This window comes from Armatimonadota bacterium (assembly GCA_016223145.1).
Classification (GTDB): Bacteria; Armatimonadota; Fimbriimonadia; order Fimbriimonadales; family Fimbriimonadaceae; genus Nitrosymbiomonas.
The window spans coordinates 95,927-114,220 of sequence record JACRPN010000021.1; the positions used below are offsets into that span (position 1 = coordinate 95,927).

Annotated in this window: 15 protein-coding genes; 6 read left to right on the top strand and 9 right to left on the bottom strand. The window is 62.2% G+C overall.

Annotated features, from left to right (window positions below; translation table 11 throughout):
• Positions 1-17: 17 nt before the first annotated feature.
• From rho to ligA, 4 genes are all read left to right on the top strand, one after another.
• Positions 18-1,403: a transcription termination factor Rho gene (rho, locus tag HZC36_15925; protein ID MBI5708472.1), complete on the top strand. Its 1,386-nt coding sequence runs from the start codon at positions 18-20 to the stop codon at positions 1,401-1,403.
• Positions 1,404-1,476: 73 nt separating this feature from the next.
• The gene (locus HZC36_15930) at positions 1,477-2,061 is read left to right on the top strand and encodes a hypothetical protein (protein MBI5708473.1); all 585 of its coding nucleotides are present in this window, start codon (positions 1,477-1,479) and stop codon (positions 2,059-2,061) included.
• 72 nt (positions 2,062-2,133) lie between these two features.
• Positions 2,134-2,640: a bifunctional nuclease family protein gene (locus HZC36_15935; protein ID MBI5708474.1), complete on the top strand. Its 507-nt coding sequence runs from the start codon at positions 2,134-2,136 to the stop codon at positions 2,638-2,640.
• 59 nt (positions 2,641-2,699) lie between these two features.
• Complete coding sequence (gene ligA / locus HZC36_15940; GenBank protein MBI5708475.1) at positions 2,700-4,865, top strand: NAD-dependent DNA ligase LigA; 2,166 nt, start codon at positions 2,700-2,702, stop codon at positions 4,863-4,865.
• Here ligA and HZC36_15945 read toward each other — a convergent pair.
• From HZC36_15945 to HZC36_15955, 3 genes are all read right to left on the bottom strand, one after another.
• A complete protein-coding gene (locus HZC36_15945) occupies positions 4,799-5,815 on the bottom strand; it encodes a hypothetical protein (protein MBI5708476.1) in 1,017 nt (338 codons plus the stop codon). The genes ligA and HZC36_15945 overlap by 67 nt on opposite strands.
• Positions 5,816-5,901: 86 nt before the next feature.
• Complete coding sequence (locus tag HZC36_15950; protein MBI5708477.1) at positions 5,902-6,852, bottom strand: ABC transporter permease; 951 nt, start codon at positions 6,850-6,852, stop codon at positions 5,902-5,904.
• A gap of 397 nt (positions 6,853-7,249) precedes the next feature.
• A complete protein-coding gene (locus HZC36_15955; protein ID MBI5708478.1) occupies positions 7,250-8,323 on the bottom strand; it encodes a substrate-binding domain-containing protein in 1,074 nt (357 codons plus the stop codon).
• Between the two features lie 94 nt (positions 8,324-8,417).
• Here HZC36_15955 and HZC36_15960 point away from each other — a divergent pair, with 94 nt between their 5' ends.
• Positions 8,418-10,757, top strand: coding sequence for a family 20 glycosylhydrolase (locus HZC36_15960; protein ID MBI5708479.1), 2,340 nt, complete (start codon positions 8,418-8,420; stop codon positions 10,755-10,757).
• A 388-nt stretch (positions 10,758-11,145) separates the two neighbouring features.
• Here the strand turns inward: HZC36_15960 and HZC36_15965 are convergent, their stop codons facing one another.
• Genes HZC36_15965 through HZC36_15975 form a run of 3 tightly spaced genes read right to left on the bottom strand, consistent with a single transcriptional unit; the run spans position 11,146 to position 14,203 of the window.
• Complete coding sequence (locus tag HZC36_15965; GenBank protein MBI5708480.1) at positions 11,146-12,573, bottom strand: hypothetical protein; 1,428 nt, start codon at positions 12,571-12,573, stop codon at positions 11,146-11,148.
• Positions 12,574-12,575: 2 nt separating this feature from the next.
• On the bottom strand, positions 12,576-13,364 hold the full coding sequence (locus HZC36_15970) for an ABC transporter permease (GenBank protein ID MBI5708481.1): 789 nt from the start codon (positions 13,362-13,364) through the stop codon (positions 12,576-12,578).
• Complete coding sequence (locus HZC36_15975; protein MBI5708482.1) at positions 13,361-14,203, bottom strand: ABC transporter ATP-binding protein; 843 nt, start codon at positions 14,201-14,203, stop codon at positions 13,361-13,363. The genes HZC36_15970 and HZC36_15975 overlap by 4 nt, the downstream gene beginning before the upstream one ends.
• Positions 14,204-14,471: 268 nt before the next feature.
• Here HZC36_15975 and HZC36_15980 point away from each other — a divergent pair, with 268 nt between their 5' ends.
• Positions 14,472-15,305, top strand: a complete 834-nt coding sequence (locus HZC36_15980; protein MBI5708483.1) for a dienelactone hydrolase family protein — start codon at positions 14,472-14,474, stop codon at positions 15,303-15,305.
• Here the strand turns inward: HZC36_15980 and HZC36_15985 are convergent.
• The 3 genes from HZC36_15985 to HZC36_15995 form a co-directional block, all read right to left on the bottom strand.
• Positions 15,302-16,288 carry a Gfo/Idh/MocA family oxidoreductase gene (locus tag HZC36_15985; protein ID MBI5708484.1) on the bottom strand — a complete coding sequence of 329 codons (987 nt, stop codon included), beginning with the start codon at positions 16,286-16,288 and terminating at the stop codon, positions 15,302-15,304. The two genes, HZC36_15980 and HZC36_15985, sit on opposite strands and share 4 nt — an antisense overlap.
• A 5-nt stretch (positions 16,289-16,293) precedes the next feature.
• On the bottom strand, positions 16,294-17,559 hold the full coding sequence (locus tag HZC36_15990; GenBank protein MBI5708485.1) for an aminoacetone oxidase family FAD-binding enzyme: 1,266 nt from the start codon (positions 17,557-17,559) through the stop codon (positions 16,294-16,296).
• Between the two features lie 102 nt (positions 17,560-17,661).
• Positions 17,662-18,228, bottom strand: coding sequence for a PEP-CTERM sorting domain-containing protein (locus HZC36_15995; protein MBI5708486.1), 567 nt, complete (start codon positions 18,226-18,228; stop codon positions 17,662-17,664).
• Between the last annotated feature and the right edge of the window lie 66 nt (positions 18,229-18,294).

Sequence of the window (18,294 nt, forward strand, 5' to 3'; positions counted from 1 at the left end):
CACCAATCAAGACCATCATGTCGCACACATTCCGTCCACGAAAAGGCGACGGCGGAGCTGGACAGCGCCGCCATCGTTCACGCCAACGCGAGGGCCTGCCCAAGCTCGACTCCCAATCCGATCTGGAGCTTCTTCCCGAGCTCGATTACAACCAGCTCGACCAGATGTCGCCGGCCGACCTGGCGAAGATGGCCAAGAAGGCCAAGATCGAGCTCACCTCCGAGCGCAGCAAAGTGCTCGAAGCGCTGCTGATCCAGGCCAACTCCGACTTTGGGGCGCTCTACGCCCGCGGCATCCTCGAAGTCATGCAGGATGGCTGGGGCTTCCTGCGCCGCGAGAACTACGTGCCCTCGCCCGGCGACGTGTATGTGTCCCAATCGCAGGCCAAACGCTTTGGGCTTCGCGGCGGCGACATGGTTTTCGGCCAAGTCCGGCCTCCCAAGGAGGGAGAAAAGTACCAAGGCATGCTCCGCGTGGAGAGCGTGAACGGCAATGCAACGCAATCGGAAGAGATGCAGCGTCGGCGCAACTTCGACGACCTGACGCCTCTTCACCCCGATGCTCGCATCAAGATGGAGACCGGAGCGGAGAACATCCTCGCCCGAGTTATCGACCTCATTTCCCCCATCGGCAAGGGCCAGCGCTGCGTGATCGTCTCGCCCCCCAAGGCCGGCAAGACCACAATCCTCAAAACCATTGCCAACTCAATCACCACCAACCACCCGGAGATCTATTTGATGGTCCTGCTGGTGGACGAGCGGCCCGAAGAAGTCACCGATTTCCGGCGCTCTGTACGCGGCCAGGTCATCAGCAGCACCTTCGACGAGCCCGCCGAGAACCATATGCGCGTCGCCGAGCTATGTCTAGAGCAGGCAAAGCGACTCGTGGAGAGCGGCCGAGATGTGGTCATCCTCTTGGACTCGCTGACCCGCTTCTCGCGCGCCAGCAACCTGACGATCAACCCTTCAGGACGCACGCTCTCCGGTGGTCTCGACCCCTCGGCGCTCTATCGGCCAAGGCGGTTCTTCGGTTCGGCGCGGAACATCGAAGAGGGCGGCTCGCTGACGGTCATCGCCACTGCGCTGATCGACACGGGCTCCAAGATGGACGACGCCATCTTTGAAGAATTCAAGGGCACCGGCAACAGCGAAATCGTGCTCGACCGCGACCTCGCCGAGCGCCGCATCTGGCCCGCCGTGGACGTGCGACGCAGCTCCACCCGACATGAAGAGAAGCTCTTCCACAAGGACGAGCTCGAGGGCGTGGTCCAGCTTCACCGGCTGCTCGCGAACCAGCAAAACAGCTGGGAGGCGACCGATAACCTCATCAAACTGCTCAAGCGCTCGCCGAACAACCAGGCGTTCTTGGACGGGGTCGTACAACGCTTGAAGCCCACGGCGTAGACACATGTCACATTCCGGCGTTCATTAGCGGACTTCTATTGGGTGTGCAACGGCACGCTCAAGAAAGAGAGCTATGAACACACGCGTCTTTGGGCTCGGGATTGCCGTTGGCGTCTCCACGATCGCGAGCGCAACCAACCTGAATTTCACCGGTACCTGCGATGACGCCTTTGCGGCCTACATCTCCACAAACGACTCCGTTCAGGGTACGCAGTTCGTGACGGACGACAATTGGTGGCCCTCGGTCGAAACCGGTTCAACGGCGTTAACCCCGAACGTCACCAATTACTTGCATGTGATGGGTTGGGACATCTATGGCGCTTCGTCTGCCATGATCGCCAGCCTAAGCCTCTCCGATGCCGGATTTCAGTTCGACAACGGCGGACAGACGCTGGACACAGACACCGTCTACTGGGGGTTGAGCACGACGGGCTGGGGAATCAACGACCTCATACCGACGGACTACGGCCCCAACGGCACCGGACCGTGGGGATCGATCAGCGGCGTAAGCGCGTCGGCGCGCTTCCTGTGGTCAGCCACATATGGCGTACCCGGGGTCTACCACCACTTTTCGGTTCGGATCACTCCGGTGCCGGAGGTGGCGAGTTGGATGGTTCTTGGCTTGTTTGCCGTCGGCCTCAGACGGCGCCGACGATAGGCACTCTGGGTCCGGCTTCGATTTGGCGCAGCCCACCTCCAACGGAAACCCCTCTGGAGGTACATTCACTTCATGCCGGAAGAGCTTCCTGGTAACGGAGATCACGGGAATCTGGACGAGCCACCCTCGTTCTTTCCGCAGGCCTATTTGCCTGCCGATCGTGATTCCAGCCAGATGGGCGAACTCATCCGGGTCCGCGTGGATGGCGTTTACGTCGTCGAGAGCGGAGGACAGGTCTCCCGGTTCGTGCTGCTGGTCGAGGGCGAACGCCGGTTGCCGATCTTGATCGGCGAACCCGAGGCACAGTCCATCTCGATGGGGCTCGACGACTCCCCGCCAGACCGCCCGCTGACCCACGATCTGGTCAAGACCGTCTGTGAGCGCCTTGGCGCGCGCGTGAGCAAGGTCGTCATCGACGACCTTTGGAACGGGATCTATTACGCCAAGATCCTGCTCCTGAAGGGCGATGAAGAGATGGAGATCGACTCCAGGCCCTCCGATGCCATCGCGCTTGCGGTGCGCTTCGACGCTCCGATCCTCGTGGCTGAAGAGATTTTGAACAGCGCTGCGGAGGAGTAGGTTCGACCTTCCGACTCTGCCCCCTTGCGGAGGGTTGCGCTTCGGTATTCTCTTGCCCCATGAGCCCCGCTGAGCGAGCCGCCTATCTGCGTGCGGAGATCGAGCGCCACAACCACCTGTACTATGTGCTCGAGCGGCCGGAAATCTCGGACACCGAGTTCGATCATCTCTTTCGCGAGCTCGTCGAAATCGAATCCGCCCACCCAGATCTGAAAACTCCGGACAGTCCCACCCAGCGCGTGGGAACCCTTGCCGCCGGTGCCTTTCCAAGCCATCGTCACGCCGCCCCGATGCTCTCGCTGGACAACGCCTTTGGCGATGAGGAGGTCCGCGCGTTTGACGAGCGTGTTCGCAAGGCTCTCGGGACCGAAGACGAGATCGAATACTACGCCGAGTTGAAGTTCGACGGGCTCTCGCTCTCACTAACCTACGTCGGCGGTGTGCTCGAAACCGCGACAACCCGCGGCGACGGCGTCACCGGAGAGGTCGTGACGCCGAATGCCAAGACGATCCGGTCGATTCCTTTGAGATTGGGGACGGAGGGACACAGGGACGCAGGGACAAAGGGACTGGAAGAACTAGGGAACGAGGGACTCAGGGACTCAGGAACTCAGGGACTCGGAGAGCTAGGAACCGAGGGACAAGTGGACTTAGGGACCACCGTCCCTCCGTCCCTCCGTTCCTCTGTCCCTGGCCTCCTCGAAATCCGCGGCGAAGTGGTCATGTTCAAGGACGCCTTCGAGGCCGCCAACCGCGAGCTTGCGGCGGCGGGACAGCAGGTGTTCGTAAACCCTCGAAACGCCGCTTCGGGGGCCATGCGCCAGAAAGACAGCCGCATCACCGCCAAGCGAAACCTCACCTTTCTCGCCTACAGCCAGGGGGCTGGACCTAGGCTTGCGCCGACGCAGTCGGGCACTCTGCAGACCCTCGCAGATTTGGGGTTCGCGGTCCGGCAAGAGGCGCATTGCGTGAAGGGAATCGCGGGGTTGCTGGAGTTCATCCACGAGGTCGAAGCGATGCGCCCGAACCTGCCGTTCGGCATCGACGGCGTCGTGATCAAAGTCAACGATCTGGACCTCCAGGATGCCCTGGGGAGCACGGCGCGCGGCCCACGGTGGGCCATCGCCTACAAGTTCGCCGCCGAGCAGGCGCTGACCAAGCTGAACTCGATCTTCTGGAGCGTCGGGCGGACCGGCGCGGTCACCCCGGTCGCCGACCTGGAACCCGTGTTCGTCGGGGGCGTGACGGTCTCTCGCGCGACGCTGCACAACATCGAGGACCTTCGCCGAAAGGACGTTCGGGAGGGCGACACTGTCATCGTGCAGCGCGCCGGCGACGTGATCCCCGAGGTGGTAGGGCCGGTGCTGGAAAAGCGGGTAGGCAACCCCCCAATTCCTGAGGAGCCCACCGAATGCCCCGAGTGTCAGGCGCCGATCGCCCACCGCCCAGGTGAGGTGATCGCCCGATGCACCAACAAAGCGTGCCCGGCGCAGGTCGCCGCCAAGCTCCGCCACTTCGCCTCCCGCACCGCGCTCGACATCGAGGGGCTGGGGGACAAATCCATTCTTCGATTCCTCGAGGAGGGGCTGCTCACCGACCTGCCCAGCGTATTTGAACTCAAGGAGAAGCGAGAGCGGCTGGAAGGGCTGGAAGGCATGGGCGAGCTCAGCATCTCGAACCTGCTTTCCGCCATCGAGACAGCCAAGACCCGCCCCCTCGACCGGTTCCTGTTCGCGCTTGGCATTCGGTTCGTGGGGGAGAAGGGCGCTAAGGACCTGGCGCGGCACTTCCGCTCGCTCGATGCGCTCCGAACGGCCGACTATGAGGCGCTTCTCGAAGTCCAAGACATCGGCCCGCGCACGGCCGGCGAGATTCAGGAGTGGTTCGAGGAAACCGAGAACCAACAGCTTTTGGATCGTCTTCTGGAGTTGGGCGTGGCCCCGAGTGAGCCGGAGGCTGTCGTGAGCGACCTCTTTGCCGGGCAGACGATCGTGTTCACTGGCAAGCTGGAGCGCTTTTCGCGTGAGGCGGCCGAAGACTTGGTGATCCGGCTCGGCGGCAAGGCCGCCGGGAGCGTGAGCAAGAACACGGCGTTCCTGGTGGCGGGCCCCGGCGCCGGTAGCAAGCTGGCGAAGGCCGAGGAGCACAAGGTTCCGGTCTATGACGAGGAAGGGTTCCTGGCGATGCTATCAGAAGATCTGCTGGCGCAGTTGGTCGGGGGCTGAGACTGGGCCTCGGCCAGTTGTTGGACCCTTTCCAGCACCAGCCGATGGGAGCGGTCGACCGACCACGTCCAGATCGCCTGCCAATAGGCTCGCGGACCCATGTCGAGCGTGTACCATGTCGTGCGTTCGAGCCAGACGCCGCCCATTGCGTCCGGCACAATGCGGAACTCACCGCGCGTCGATTCGACCGAGTGCTCCAGGTGGGGTGGGCGGATGTCTCCCCAGATGTTGGTTTCTTTCATCACCGGCGGGCTCTGCAAAACCTCGAACGCCATCCCTTGACCCGGCCGCCAATCGGTGACGCGCTGGACGCACGTTCCGGAGGTCAAAGTGCACTTCCGAATGGCCCCCTTGCCTCGCCCGTGCATCTTGGTCTCGACCGGGCTGGCGAGCTGGATGGCCGCGCCGAGGTCGGCGGGCAAGGGCACCGTGAGGTCGCCAGAAATGACCTGCCAAACGGAATTGGCCGATGCTGAGATGTGGACTCGTGTGGTGACCGCGATCTCCTGAGGGCTGGGCTCGGGAGCACCAAATTGCCAGACTCCAAGAAGCAAGCCGGTTGGAATGAGCGCCATCGGCCCGCGCCGTCGGCGCTTCTTGCCGGACTCAGTGATCAGATAGAGCAGCACTCCAACGGCAATCGCTGGAATTGCTATGATGGCGCCGCCGATCAGGATGCAAGCCGCTCCCTCGAAGCCTGTCGCTTGGGCGAGAACACCCATCACGGGGAGTGGCGCAAGCCCGTACATCACGGAGCGCGATAGGGAAAGGGGCGCGCCCTCCGCAAGCCCGATGGCAATGGCGCCGGCGACGAAAGGGATGCCGAGGAAAAGCGTCGCGTCGTACCGGCGGTACCAGAGCACGCCGAGTACGAAAAGCAAGAAGCCAATGACGCCACCCACGACGGCGGGTCTCGCTCGACCCCAGAGTCGTTGGCCTGTGTTCCTCATAAGACAATTATGGCATAGAATTTCAGAATGTTCTGAAACTACATGCCATACGCTGAGCCATTTGCTGCGGAAATCAGAGGGTGGACCTAGATGCGCGCGGCTCTGCGCGCGCCCAGACGCTTCACCGTCTCGTCGCCGATCACGCCGAGGAGAATCACCAATCCGATCACCGCAAACTCCAGCTGCGTGGCGATACCCAGGATGTTGATGGCGTTATAGAGCACCCTCACGATCGCCGTGCCGATCAGCACACCCAAAATCGTGCCCGTCCCACCTCTCAGGCTGCACCCGCCCAGCACTGCCCCAGCAATCGCGTAGAGCTCATAGAAGTTGCCGTGGCCGCTGGGCTGGACGGAGTTCACGTCCAATCCGAAGATGATCCCGCCTATCCCCGCCAAGAGTGCGCTGATCATATAGGTCATCGTTACGGTGCGATCGGTGTTCACCCCGCTGTAGCGCGCGGCCTCCTCGTTGCCGCCCACGGCAAAGAGGTGCCTGCCGAACACCGAGAAGTTCAGCACCCAGCCCGCCAAGAGTGCCGTACCGATCAGCAGCACAAAAGGCATCGGAACGCCGAACGGCGCCCCCTTCGCGAGCAGTTTGAGGCCGTCATAACCGGTTCCATACCCCTGCGTGGCATCGCCCGTGATGTAGCGCGCCAGACCCCGGTAGACGAACAGCCCACACAGCGTGACGATGAACGGCTGGACCCGAACCTTGGTGATCAGCACCCCGTGGAGCCACCCAATGAAGAGCGCCAGGCCCAAGACGGCCAGCAGCGCCGGAAGCACCGGCCAGCCGCTCCCTACGAGCAGCATCGGCAGCAGCACCCCAGTGAGGCCCACCACCGACCCGATCGAAAGGTCGATGCCGCCGGTGATGATGACGAACGCCGCGCCGATGGTCAAGAGGCCGTAAAGTCCGGTCCACCGCGCGATGTTCGAGAGGTTGCCGACTTCCAGAAACTGAGGGTTCTTGAGCGCGGTGAGCATCACCACGGCCACCAGAATGCCGAAGATGCCCGCCACTCGCTTCATAGATCTGCACTCCCACAAAGCCCGAAGGGGGCTGATCCCGAAGACGAATGCCTACGAACGCTGCATTGGCGCGCGGAAACGGCCGTCGCTGAGCCAACATCACCCGGACGGGACGTCTGCGCTATACCGGTTCTGGCAGATCCCAAAGGGATCTCAGAGAGGTGCCAGGGGTTGAGCGAAGCGAAACCCCTGGTTCGACGCCACCCCATTCCAGTCTCTGGTGACCCCAACGGGGTCAGAAGAGAGTAGCCAGGGGTTGAGCGAAGCGAAACCCTTGGCGGGTTCACTCCAACGCCCGCACCTCGCAAGAGGTGCCACCACTGCAGAACCCTGCCCCTCAACGGGTCTTCGCGAAGGCTCGCCGGCTGAGCGATCTCGGAGCGGGATGGACTCACGGTCACTTCTCGGGCTTGCCACTCAGCTCGTCGATGATGCCGGCCTGGCGCTCCATTGCGTTCTGTGCGTCGATCTTGCCCACGAACAGCATCAGCTTGCCGCCGTTGGGCAGGGCTTCCTTGATCAGCTTGCCCGCCGCGCGGCCCGCACGATAGTTGTTGGTGCCGATGTAGCAAAGCCGCTTGCTGGCGGGGGCGTCGCTGTCCTGGGTGACCACGCTCATCACATCGCAGGCCTTGTTCAGCATGTCGACCTGGTTCTTCGGGTCCACCGGGCTGATGGCCATGCCGCTGATTTTCCTCGTAATCAGGTCTTCGACGATGCGCTGCTGCTCGGTTGGAGTGCCGTCCGCAGGCATCCTGAAGTCCACATTCACGCCAAGCTCACCCACGGCCTTGTTCACCCCTGCGCGGGCGATTTTCCAGAAGTCTGAGGCGTTGTTGGTGACAAAGGCAAAGCTCGCAGCGCCCACTTTGGCAGTCGGCGACGTCTCCCCGCTCTTCAGCCGCTCGGCAAGTTGGCCCTTAAAGCCCTCGACGTCTCCCTTCTTCAGGATTTGAATCGGGATGTCCATCACACCGTTCGCCGGGATGCCGGTTTTGTCGCCCTTTGCCAGCGAGGCCAGCAGCTTGACCGATTGGTAGCCAAACTCAAACGGCTGCTGCACGACCGTGCCCAGGATCGCCCCATCCAAGATTCCCTGAAGGGTGTCGGCCTCTTCGTCGAACGCCACGATCTGGACCTTGCCCACCTTGTTTTGCCCTTGGACGGCACTCAGGATCGCCGGACCGTTATAGCTCCAGAGGCCCACCAGGCATCCGAGGTCGGAGTTGGCGGTCAGCGCGTCCTCAACGTTCTGCTTGGCCCGTGCACGGTCGGTGAGGTCGGTGCGGGTGTCGAGGATCGTCCACGCGCCGCACTTCACTTCGCCGGTCACACCGGTGATGGCAGCTTCCCTCCCGTCTTCCGGTGGTCCTGCCTCCTTCTCGATGATCTTGGGCGCTCCGCCCGAGCATCCAATGACGGTGAAGACGAAAAGAGCGGCGGCCAGCAGGCTCAGCGAAGCGGATTTCATGGTGTTCCCTCAGTTCGGCACGCCCAGGGCGTGCCGCTATCCAACGGCATATTACCGAAGCAGGGCATACTCTTTCGAATCCGGTCGGTGAAGCATGGTGGGTCTCTCTGTTCTTGTCGCGTTGGCAATGGGGTATGGAGCTGTGGCGCCCCCTGATGAGGTGGCCCCAATCGCCATCGTTCCGGAGCCCGTGCAATGGGATCGCGCTGAAGGTTCCTTCAAGCTGGCCAAGGACACGCCGATCGTTGTTGCGGCCAACGAGTCTGGCGCTTATGGCGTGGCCTACACCCTTGCCGAATCGCTGAAGACCGGGCTGGGGGAAACGCCCAAGGTCCACGTCGGCGCCGTGAACCCTCCGCCTCCCGGCGCGATCACGTTGACGACTTCAGGCGCGGACTTGACCCTGGGCGAGGAAGGCTACGAACTCAAGGTAACCGCCAATTCGGCGCTGGTGCGTGCGCCAACGGATACGGGGCTGGCACGAGGTATTCAGAGCCTGAGGCAGCTCTTGCCGCCCGAGTTTGAGGAGGGCAAACCCAGGGCCTCGTGGCAGATTCCCGGCATTTCGGTCCGCGATTGGCCCCGCTACCGTTGGCGGGGCATGCTGCTCGATTCGTGCCGCCACTTCTATTCCAAGGACTTCGTGAAGCGGGCGATCGACCTGCTCGCCTACCACAAGATGAACGTGCTGCACTGGCACCTCACCGAGGATCAGGGTTGGCGCATCGAGATCAAGAAGTACCCCAAACTCACCGAGGTCGGTGCATTTCGCCAGGCGTCCGGCAACGACCAGGTCGGCGACCCCTTGCCGATTGAGACCGGTCTGAGAGCGGTCCATCCCGATCCTGGCCAACTCAAAGAATCTGGAAAGTACGGCGGTTTCTATACGCAGGCCGAGATCAAGGAGATCGTGGCTTACGCCGCAGCGCGCCGGGTGGCCATCGTTCCCGAGATCGAGATGCCCGGCCACGCCCTGGCGGCGCTGGCCACCTTCCCGGAGCTTTCCTGCACGGGAGGTCCGTTCCAAGTGGGCAACGAGTGGGGGGTGTACTCCGACGTGTATTGCGCGGGGAACGACAAGGTTTTCGAGTTCCTTCAAGACGTGCTCAACGAGGTCATCGACCTCTTTCCTGGCACATACATTCACATTGGCGGGGATGAGGTGCCGAAGCAGCGCTGGCAGGCGTGCGCCAAGTGCCAAGCGCGCATGAAGGCCGAGGGACTCGCCGGCGAGCACGAACTCCAGAGTTGGTTCATTAAGCGGATCGACAAGTTCCTTACGTCGCGGGGCAAGCGGCTAATCGGGTGGGATGAGATCCTCGAGGGCGGGCTCTCCCCTGGGGCGACGGTTCAATCGTGGCGAAGCTTTGCTGGTGGGATCGCCGCCGCTCGAGCGGGGCACGACGTGATCATGTCGCCGACGAGCCACTGCTATCTCGACGCCCCGAACGAGTCCACGACCCTGGAGAGGGTCTACTCGTTCGAGCCGATGCCGGCCGAACTCGAAGCGTCGGGGGCCAAGTTCATCTTGGGGGGCGAAGGCAATCTCTGGTCCGAGCGCATCCCTCAAGGACGTTGGGATCGGCAGGCATTTCCCAGGCTCTCGGCGCTCTCGGAAGTGCTCTGGAGCCCGCGCGAGAAGCGCGTTTGGGACGACTTTGAGAAGCGTATCGACCCGCACCTGCGGCGGCTCTTCGGGATGGGCGTGCGCTACTACGTCCCGCCGCCGGTGTTCATCGACACGCCGACGGTCTTTACCGAGCGAACCACGGCTGCCTTCAAGGACCCCGTGAAGGGCGCTGCGCTCTTCTTTACACGGGACGGGAGCCTGCCTACGGCCCATTCCAGCCGCTACGCCGGCCCCATCGAGATCGCGGCTACAACGCGCCTTCGCGCGGTTGCGCTGTACCCCAACGGCGTTGCGAGCGAATCTGTCAGCCGGACCTTCCGCAAGGAGCCCTACCTCGACGCTTTGAGCCCGGCGCCAACGGTGGAAGCGGGGGTGGACGTCCGCTACTTCGAGGGCACGTGGCTGCGGATTCCCGAATTCTCCGCGATGACGCCCGCCGCTTCCGGCGTTGCTAAACGCGTTGGCCTCGAACTCCGGAAGCGGGACTTCGACTTCGCCCTCGAGTTCACCGGCTACCTGAGCGCCCCAGCCGACGGGATCTACACGTTCTTCCTCGAATCGGATGACGGGAGTGTCCTCTGGGTCGACGGCAAGCCAGTGGTCAACAACGATGGGATCCACCCTCCAACAGAGCGCTCGGGGCAGGTAGCCCTGCGCAAGGGCTTTCACACCGTGCGAGTCGGATTCTTCCAGGGCTCCCAGGCTCTCGTACTGAACCTGAAATGGGCGCCTCCAGGCGGACAGAAATCTGGACTGGATTCGGCGCTCTTTCGGGCAGTCGCCCCCAGGGGCGGCCGCCGATAGGGCGACTCTTGAAAGGGGCCTAAACCAGGCGTCTCGCCCATTGCGGTTTCGTGAAGGCCGCCCGGATCCCCTCACCCGGTCCCGCAAAGCGCGGGATCTACGATTCGCCCGCCCACCGACCTCTCCCCGCCGGGAAGAGGTGGCTCCCAAGTTGACTGCCTTGGGCTTCCCGCCCGGGTAACTCTGCGCGGACCGTGCAAGCCAGCGGCCCGGGAGCCTCAGTCTACGTCACCCAGGCGTCTCGCCTGGGTGACTTCGGTTCAGGACTTGGGGTCCCCGAGCGCCAGGACAGCACCTCGCGACAGTCCCCAGCGGGCATGCTTCACCCCAGAAAGCGAATCGGCCCGGCGAGAGACTCGCCGGGCCGATTCGCTTTAGCGAGGAGACCTCATTTCTTGTTGGCCGCGCCACCCGTCTCGGGTCCGGGCCGAGGGATCACGCCGCCCGGCTTGTCGGCTCGCAGCCCTGGCACCACGATCAGCTCGCCGGTCGAGGTGTTCTGCGTTTTGATCGGGATGTAGTTCGCGGTAGCCACCACCGGCGTCTTGTCGAGCCATTCGCCCTGGCGCAGGAGCTGGTCCTTCGTGAGCTTGAGCCGGGCAAACACCACGCGCGTTCCTGGCCGGATGTCCTCCCTCAGGAAGTTCTTGTCCGTCATGCCCTCGCCGTTCCATCCGAACTTGTCCTGGATATGCGCGGCGGCGCTCCTGGGGTTGTAATAGAACTCGAGGTAGTACTCCTTCGACACGCAGGGGTACATCGTGGGGTCACGGCTCATGTCGATCTTGCGGTTGAACTGCTGGTGTTTCACAAACAGCCCGTCTTGCATCCATGTGAGGCCCTTGGGAGGATCGAGAATCACCTCCTTCGAATAGTCCCATTCCATGCCCGCCTCTTTGGCGCGCGGGAAGTCGGCGTCCCTCAAGACGAACCGGATTCGCGTACCGACCGGCAACACGTTCCAGGTGCCTGAAACACGCACGACACGAGACTCTTCCACGACCGCCTGGACGCTAAAGCCCACGTCGAAGGGCGGCTTGGTGTCGTAAGGGAATTTGTCGTAGCTCCCGTCGTTGCGCTCCTGCGCCAAGGTACCGCGCGTGGAAAGCCGGACCAGAAGGTTGTCGAGGTTGCCCTCGATGGTGTCCCGGTTCGTACGCGCCGCGTAATCGGCGGTTTCCTTCCAGAGCGTCTCCGCCTTTTTGAGCAAGTCGCCGTACCAGTCGATGGCGCCCTTCAGGTCGCCCGCCCGCTGAAGCGCCACGGCCTGCAAGTTGCGGCGGGCGTTCAGCATGTCTTCGCGCTTGTTGGCTTCGTTGAACCACTTGACCGCGTTCTCGTAGTCGTCGTCCACTTTGTTGAACCACATCCAGCCGGTCTCAAAGAACATCTCGTACGTGTCCGAGTTGTTCTCCGCGCCTTCCTTTCCAAGAGCCAGCGCGTAAGGGATGTAGCGGCGGTCTGAGCGGCTCTCTTCGTCGGTGAAGTTGTAGCCCAGGTGCCACATGCCTGTCGCGTAGACGTCCACGTAGTGCGGATCGAGCCAGGTGACCATGCGGATGATCGGCAAGATCGCATCATAGTCGCCGCTCTCGAAGTAGGTGTCTCCCCGGACCCAAAGAATGCCTGCAAGGAACTCGCGGAACCCAAAAAGCTGCAGGAACATCAGCTCCGAGCTCAGCGCTGAGCCTCCCGAACTGGAGGTTTTGGGAAGGAAGTCCTTGATGTAGCGCGGCATCACCACGAAATTGCTGAACGCGCCCTGAAGCACCATGAGAACAGCAATCGCACCGAGCAGCTTCTTCTTCGAAAGCACCGTCAGACCTCCCTCTTGTCGAAGATCAGCATGCCCGCGATCAGAAGCGCAGCCACGTAGATGATCCCGTACCCCGCCGCATTGACGTAGTACGTCAGGGTGTTTTGCACCTTGACCTCCGAGTGGACCAGCGGGTTCGAGACGTTGTACAGGCTGAAGTTGGGCAGGATCATCGTGATGACGTTTGCGGCGCTCTTCACCACCGGATGCGTTTCTGGGTTCTTCGTGAACGAGTCATACAGTGTCGACAGCGTGGTCCCCATCAGGTAGATGCCTGTGGAGAGGAAGAAATTGACCAGCGGCGAGGCGAACGTCGAGAAGAAGATGGTCACCGCCGTCAGCAGGCACATCTGAACGAAGAACATGAGCGGGCCCTGAACGAGCTCCACGAGCGCTGAGGGCGACGGCCTCAACTGGATGTAGAACAGCGCCAGCGAGACGAGCGTCATCAGGCCCATCATCAAGCCCACCGAGAGCACCGCGCCGAAGTACTTCCCAAGCAAGAATTGCCAGCGGGACACCGGCTTGCAGAGGATCGTGTAAATGGTTCTGCGTTCGATCTCGTTCGGGATCATGTACACAGTGAGCACGATCGATATGAGCACGCTGGTGCCCTGAATCACGAAGAACATCGTGCTGATCAGGTTCGAGGTCTGCCCACGGGTCGAGAGCACGGACATGCCCGGCAAGATCGAGAGCAGCAAAAGACCCGCCAGTAGGATGACGAGCAGCACGCGCCGGCGAATGGCCTCGCCGAGCGTGGTGGTGGCTATAGAGACGATCGGCTTCAATTCTTGGTGTCTCCCTTGGTTCGAACGGCCTCTACGAAGAGGTCTTCCAGCCTTCTGCGGCGAGGAATCATGCTGATGATCTTGCCCTTGGCCTTCCTAAGGGCGTCGAGTACGCTTCCCGCGTCCTCGGTCTCCGGCATGTCGATGATCAGACGGCCGTCGTGAAGCGAAATCAGCGTGTCGGGAAGCTTCATGGCGTCGGCGACTTCGCGGGCCACGCCCTCGGCAATGATCTCGATTCGGCCTCCCCGCAGGAGGTCGTCCAGGCTGCCCATCTTTTCGAGCTTGCCCTTGTTGATGATTGCGACTCGGTCGCAAATGCGCTCGACTTCGCTCAACTCGTGGCTGGAGATGAACACCGTGCGTCCCTCGTCGCGGAACTGGAGGATCAGGTCGCGGATTTCGGTGTGCGCGATCGGGTCCAGGCCCGCGGTCGGCTCGTCGAGGAACAGCAGTTTGGGATCGTTTAGGAGGCTCTGCGCCAATCCGACGCGCTGCTGCATACCCTTTGAGTACTGGTTGAGCGTCTTGTGCATGTCGTTGTGGAGGTTTACTTTCTCCAGCAGCTGCAGGCACTTTTCGTTGTCGCTGATTCCGAAGAGCGAGGCATAAAACTTGAGCAGTTCCATGCCGGTCATGTGCTCGTAGTAATAGGGCCGCTCGGGAAGGTAGCTGATGACCCTGTGAACGTCCATATCGCCCACCTCTTTGTCGAGCACGAACGCCTCGCCGGAGGTGGGGTAGATGATGCCGAGCAGCATCTTGATGGTCGTCGTCTTCCCGGCGCCGTTCGGGCCCAGGAACCCAAAGATCTCGCCCTCTTCAACGGTCAGGTTCAAGTTGTCGACGACGTTGACCCTTCCAGCACGAGACTTGTAGGATTTTGTTAAATTCTTTATTTCAATGGCAGCGCCCAAAGCGGGTGGCCTCCCTCTTCTGTGAAGTCCGCGAGAGTATACCAGGGGTCCGGGTTAGGTTCCCCAGTGTCGGCTCGGTACCTCATAACGGCTGACCTGCGCCGGCAGTTCCCAAGCCTGTGATCAATTCGGGGAAAGGTGTGGCGCGGCGTCTGAAATCGGCAGAGTGGTCATCTATACTTCCTTGTATATGAAACCTGTTTACCCGACCAGAAGCGCATGGACCCTCCGCTCTGGCGCCCTCTTCGCATTGCTCGCTGTCGGCTCGCTTTCAGGCGCTCAGGACTGGGCCAAGGCCCGGGTCGAGAAATCCCCTAGGCATCTGGAATGGGTCAAGATCGACGCCGGAAGCAGGAAGGTGAGCAGTCTGGTCGCCTACCCGGAGGTCAAGGACAAGGCGCCCGTCGTCATCGTCATTCACGAGATTTTCGGGCATACCGACTGGATCATCGACGTGGCCGACCGTTTGGCGGAAGCCGGGTACATCGCCATCGCCCCGGATCTGCTCTCGGGCATGGCGCCAGGCGGTGGGCGCACCACGGACTTTAAGGACTCCGGCGCGTTGCGCGAGGCTATTTCGGGCTTGCCGCCAGACCAGATCACCGCCGACCTGAAGGCGGTCGCTGCCTATGGCAAGTTGCTGCCTTCCTCGAACGGCAAGACCGCCGTCATGGGCTTCTGCTGGGGAGGCGGCCAGAGCTTTCGCTTCGCCACGAACCAGGCAGACCTCAGCGCCGCGCTCGTCTTCTACGGTCCGCCGCCCGCCAAGGAAGCTCTCGCCAACATCACTGCCCCGGTCTACGGGTTCTATGGCGGCAACGACAACCGCATCAACGCGACGATCCCGGAGACCGAGGCCGCGATGAAGGAGCTGAAGAAGACCTTTGAGCCGGTGGTCTATGAGGGCGCGGGACATGGGTTCCTGCGAGCAGGGGAGGCACCGGACGCCAACGAGGGCAACAAGAAGGGCTTCGAGGCCGGCTGGAAACGCGTGTTCGAGGTTCTGAAGAAGGTGTTTGGCTAGAACTTTTCCTCGCATCCCGTCCTTGCGCTCTTGACCGCCAATTCGATAATCCGCGCCGCATCGGCAGCAACTTCGGGATCCAAGAGACCCTCGGGAACACGGCCAGACTGGATGCACTCCCTAAAGTAGGGCGCCGGACTCTTCGCAGGCGGGGCAGCGCCCTCAAACGTCCTCATCTCCATGCCGGCCGCATATCGCCGCACCTGGTTGCCGTAGACGCCCAGCGTTCCATTCTTGGCATGGACCACCGGGTTCGCGCTTTCATCGAACCCAAAAGTGGCCCAGGTGCCCTCTATAATGCAGTTCATCGTGGGGTACTTCAGCACAACGACCGCGTGGTCGTCGGGGACCTCGCCCGGCGCCTTCGTGTAGTTGCCTCGAACGGCGAACACAGAGTTCGGCTTCCCGAAGTACCACCTCGAAAGGGCCGCGCCATAGCAGCAGAAATCCGCCATTGCACCGCCGCCGTTTCGGTGTTCGTCGTACAGCCACCCGACGAAATACTCGTCGCACCCGATCTCCTTGGGGCCGTGGTGCCCGGTGCGGAAACGGAAATGGAACACCTGTCCCAAGGACACGTCCTGAAGTTGCCGGTGAAGCTCGTATGGCCAGGACGACCAGGCAATCGGCCAGTTGATGAGAAGGGTCTTGCCGGACTTTCGCTGCGCCTTCAGCATGCGCTGGGCATCGATGCCGTCGGCGGCCATTGCTTTCTCGACGAAACAGGGGACTCCGCGCTCCAGCGCTTCGATGGCGATCTCGGCAGACTCGCGGTTGTCGCTGCACACCACGAGGCCGTCGAGGGTCTCGGCATCGAGCATCGCGCGCCAGTCGGTGTAGCTCATCGAGAACCGGTCCTTTGCCTTTTCAAGGAGGGGCGTGGGATCGGCTACCGCTGCCAACTCCCAACCGGGGTCCTCATCAAAGCGGTCGATCAATCCCCAAACGTGTCCGTGAATGAGCCCGGCAAATCCGATACGCATGAGGCTCATTTCGGAGCCGCGCCGTCCGACTCCTGCCAAGCCCTTGCCGCCGCTTCGCCGGCCACCCAGCCCGTGGCGAACGCAGCCTGAAGGTTGTAGCCGCCCACGGGTCCGGCGACGTCCAATGCCTCTCCGCAGCAATAGAGCCCATGGCACTTCCTCGAGGCCATCGTGTGGGGATCCACTTCATCAAGCGCTACTCCCCCGGCGACCACTTCCCCTTTCTCAAGGATCACCTCGGCAACATCGCCTAGCTTGAACCCCTTCATGGCTTCGACGAGGCGGTTGCGCGATTTTCGGTCCAGGTCCCTGAACGCCTGCTCAAGCGGAACGGCCGCCTGGATCAGCGCTTCGGCTCGCATCCGCTCGGGCAGATAATCCTCCAGGAATCCGAGGACTCTCCTTTGCGGGTTGCGCTCACCCGCCCCGAGCAACTCCGAAGCAAGCGCCTCGTAGCTCGCATCCGGCGCGAGGTCCGCTTCAGCCTGAACGCCCCCGTTTGTCTGCGCCTCTGCGATGGACCGGCTGCACTCCAGTGCGCAGGGCCCGCTGAGTCCGGAATGCGTGAAGAGCAGGTCGCCGCGCCAGCGCACGATCTCCTTGCCCGCTTGCCGCGCCTTCAACATGCAGTCCCTGAGGGCCACACCCGCGTATTCGCCCCATTTTCGGTCTGCGAGCCTCAAAGGCGCCAGAGCCGCCCGGACGGGGACGATCGTGTGGCCAAGCGCCTTGGCCCAGGCCCAACCGTCGCCCGTCGTACCCGACTTCGGATAGGAGCTTCCGCCGACGGCGAGGACCACATGCCGGCTTGGGATCGCGCCCTCAAAGGTCTGAACTCCGCTTATGCCGCGATCGTCTCGAAGGATGTTCGTCACGGGCGAGTTCAGCCGCATCTCGACTCTGCGTCTCCGAAGCTCCTGACAAAGGATGGCAACCACGTCTTTGGCAGTTTGATGGACCGGAAACACCCGCCCATCAGGCCGAGTCATCACCTCCAGTCCACGGCTTCGGAAGAACTCGATGATGGCCCGGTTGGGCAGACGGTAGCAGGCGGGGCGCAGGAACCTGGCCTCATTGGGCCGGAAGGCGCGGATGACGTCCTCAAGCGGCCCGTCGTGCGCGACGTTGCACTTGCCCCCGCCCGACATCAGGATCTTGGTGCCTACGCGAGGGGTCTTCTCAAGGAGCAAGACGCTCGCACCCAACTCTGAAGCTCGAATCGCCGCCATGAGGCCCGCAGCCCCCGCACCCACGACGATCACCGGCTCCACCTGACGATTGTAGCTGCAGGCGCCAAATTCCGCGGCTCAGGGGCACCCTGAGCCCTTGCCCCAGCCCATACCAACCACGCCCGTTTGACAACCTCGGAGAGTCTATCTGCGCTTTAAGTGGAGCAGCAACGCCACTCCGAGGCCCGCGCACATCAGCGATGACGGTTCTGGTACGACGGCCTGGAAGGTTGCCTCGGGCACCGACGAAGCGATCACGTCGAGCTCCCCCATGTTCGTCGAAACATTCTGGAATCCCACGACTGAAAGCGCCGTGCCAGTTATCGGTCCGACCGACGATGCAAGATCATAGGTGGGGCCAAGAGCGGTCTGTACGTCCAGATAGTCACTGCCGTTGAACTTTCCGAAGCCGACAATCGAGTTGCCCTGGTTGTAAAACACGGAGCAGTTGGCGGAGTCACTGAACGTCGCCGTACCCACCCCCGCGATCCAAATCGTCGATGGCGAGTCCACTGGCAAGGCCGGGTCGCCAAAGGCGTTCAGCACAAGGAGAGTCGTATCCGAGGTGACTTTGATCAGGAACTCGGCAGATTCGAAATCCGAGGCCCCAAGGCTCCCCGACATCCTCCCCGAGAAGAGGTAAGCCGACGGTACAGCGCAGGCGACAACTGCGGTGGAAAGGGCGATAGCCAAGGCTGTCAGTCTCTTCATAGCACTAGACCATTGAGTCTGCGCCTCCTGACTGTGACGCCGCCAATATGGGAATCCGAGTAGGGA